Annotated in this window: 1 protein-coding gene; it reads left to right on the forward strand. The window is 30.5% G+C overall.

The features are described 5' to 3' along the window. A partial coding sequence (locus tag KHW44_RS07760) for an SNF2-related protein (protein ID WP_304068037.1) occupies nt 1–3,217 on the forward strand: 3,217 nt, incomplete at both ends.

Here is a 3,217-nt window from a genome sequence, read left to right on the forward strand (position 1 = left end):
AATGATCTTGCCATCTATACCTATGGCACAAATAGAGTAAACGCCTATAAATTAATAGAAGATATTTTAAACCTGAGGGATACAAAAGTATTTGATCAAATAGAAGATGGTGACGGAAAGAAAAAATCTGTTTTAAATCAAAAAGAAACAATGCTTGCAAGAAGTAAGCAAGAAATAATAAAAGAAGAATTTAAGAACTGGATATTTGATGATGTAGAAAGAAGAAATAGGTTAGTAAAAGACTATAACAAAAGATTTAATTCCATAAGATTAAGGGAATATGATGGCTCTAATCTTACTTTTAAAGGAATGAATCCTGAAATTGAACTTAGAGTTCATCAAAAAGATGCCATAGCAAGAGGTTTATTTGGTGGAAATACTTTACTTGCCCATGAAGTAGGAGCAGGGAAGACCTTTGAAATGATAGGTATAGCCATGGAGTCAAAAAGACTTGGTATGAGTAATAAGTCGATGTTTGTTGTACCTAACCATATAGTAGAGCAGTTTGGAAGAGAATTTAATGAACTTTATCCAGGAGCTAATGTGTTATGTGCAACAGAAAAAGATTTTACACCAGATAGGAGAAAAAGATTTTGCAGTCGTATTGCTACAGGAGATTATGATGCAGTTATTATAGGGCATTCTCAGTTTGAAAAAATTTCTATATCAAAAGAAAGACAAGAATATGAATTACAAAGTCAAATTGATGAAATTATTGACTATATAGATGAGTATAAAAGGGAAAGAGATCAAAGATTTACTGTAAAACAGTTAGAAAAGACAAAGAAAAAGTTAGAAACAAAGTTAGAAAAACTAAGTGCTGACTATAAAAAAGACGATGTAGTAACTTTCGAAGAATTGGGAATTGATAAGTTATTTGTAGATGAAGCTCACGCTTATAAGAACCTATATCTTTATTCTAAAATGAGAAATGTAGCAGGTATTACTTCTACAGATTCACAAAAGTCAAGCGATATGCTTATGAAATGTCGCTATATGGATGAAATAACTAATAACAAAGGTCTAGTATTTGCTACTGGAACACCTGTAAGTAATAGCATGGCTGAACTTTATACTATGCAGAGATATTTACAATATGATGAATTAAAAAAGATGAAGTTACAACATTTTGATTCTTGGGCTTCTACTTTTGGAGAAACTATAACAGCTATTGAACTTAATCCAGAAGGAAATGGCTATCGAAGTAAAACGAGGTTTGCTAAGTTCTATAATCTACCAGAACTTATGAATACAATAAAAGGATTTATGGATATTAAGACAGCAGATGTATTAAACTTACCGACTCCTGAAGCCTGCTATGAAACTATAAAGACAAAGCCTACGGAAGAACAGAAGAAAATACTTGAAACTTTTTCAGAAAGAGCAGATAGAGTTCGTAATAAACAAGTTGATTCTAGTGTAGATAATATGTTACTAATTACAAATGATGGAAAGAAAATGGCTTTAGATCAAAGATTAATAAATGCTTTACTTCCAGATGATCCAAACAGTAAGGTAAATACTTGCATAAAAAATGTATTTAGTATTTGGGAAAAATACGAGGATAAAAAATCGGCACAACTAATCTTTTGTGATATGTCTACACCAAGTAATGAGTTTAACATCTATGACGATATTAAACAAAAACTTATGAATTTAGGAGTGCCTGAAAAAGAGATAGAATTTATCCATAATGCAAAAAATAATAGGGAAAAAGATGCAATATTTGACAAAGTGAGAAAAGGAGAAATACGAATATTACTTGGCTCTACTCAAAAGATGGGAGCAGGTACTAATGCTCAAGATAAATTAATCGCTATCCATGATCTTGATATACCATGGAGACCTGCCGACCTTTCTCAAAGGGCAGGTAGAATCGTAAGGCAGGGAAATGAAAATAAAAAAGTTTATATTTTTAGATATATAACAGAAAACACTTTCGATGCTTATCTTTTCCAAACTTTAGAAAACAAACAGAAGTATATTTCTCAAATTATGACTTCAAAAACGCCAGTAAGAGTAGCAGAAGATGTAGATGAGGCGACTTTAAATTATGCAGAAATTAAGGCACTTGCAACGAGTAATCCTCTAATCAAAGAAAAGATGGACCTTGATGTAGAGGTCTCTAAACTTAAAATGTTAGAGTCAAACTTTAAATCTAATCTTTATAAGATGGAAGATAAAGTAGTAAAGTTTTATCCAAAAGAAATAGATAGATTAAAGGAAAAAATAGAGAACATAAGAGAAGATATTAAGAATACTGAACCTTATAAAGAAGTAAGTAAAAGTACAAAGGAAGAAAATAAATTTACCTCCCTAACCATTGATGAGAAGAAGTATACGGATAAGAAAATGGCAGGGGAGTTTTTGTTGAATAAAATTAAGGGACTGAAAATTAATGGAGAAATGGATAGAGAAGGAATAAAAGTAGGGAAGTATAGAAACTTTGATCTATCTATAAAGTATGATTCTTTTTTCAATAAGTATAACTTTATTTTGAAAGGAAAAGAAGATTATACGGGAGAGTTTGGAACAGATGGACTAGGCAATATTACAAGAATGGATAATATACTAGATAAATTACCAGAAAGACTAGAAGATAATATATCTAAACTAAAAGATACAGAAGAACAATTCAAAATAGCAAAACTAGAAGTACAAAAGACCTTTCCTCAAGCTGAGCTTTTGAAAGATAAGTCTCTAAGGCTTTCAGAAGTAAATAATCTTTTGGATATGGGGGATAGTGAAGATATACAACAAGATAATCCATTGCTTGAAGAAGTAAAGGAAGAATTAATTAATTTCTTGAATAGAGAATATGAAGAAGATAACAAAGTAGAAGATTTTGATAACCTATTTCCTGATTTAAATGAAATAAGAATAGCTTATACAACTACACCAGATGAAAAATATGAGATACAAATTAGTTTAGATTTGGAAAATTATAAAATGAATACCTATGTAGACAATACTTTAATTGACAGCTTTCAGTACACCTATGATCCTTTGGACGCAAGTGATTTGGAAGAGTTAATACAAATAAAGACGGATATTGGCTTTTGGGATTTTAGTGAGCTTGTAGCAGTTGATGAAAAAAAGTTAAAGGAAATTCTTGGACTTGAAATAGATGATGAAGGTAATTTTTATGATCCATTAAATTTAGACTTGGATAATGATGGGATTCCTGATAGATATGATAATGACTTTAAAGATTCTG

It is taken from the genome of Finegoldia magna (genome assembly GCF_018371055.1).
Taxonomy (GTDB): Bacteria; Bacillota; Clostridia; order Tissierellales; family Peptoniphilaceae; genus Finegoldia; species Finegoldia magna_I.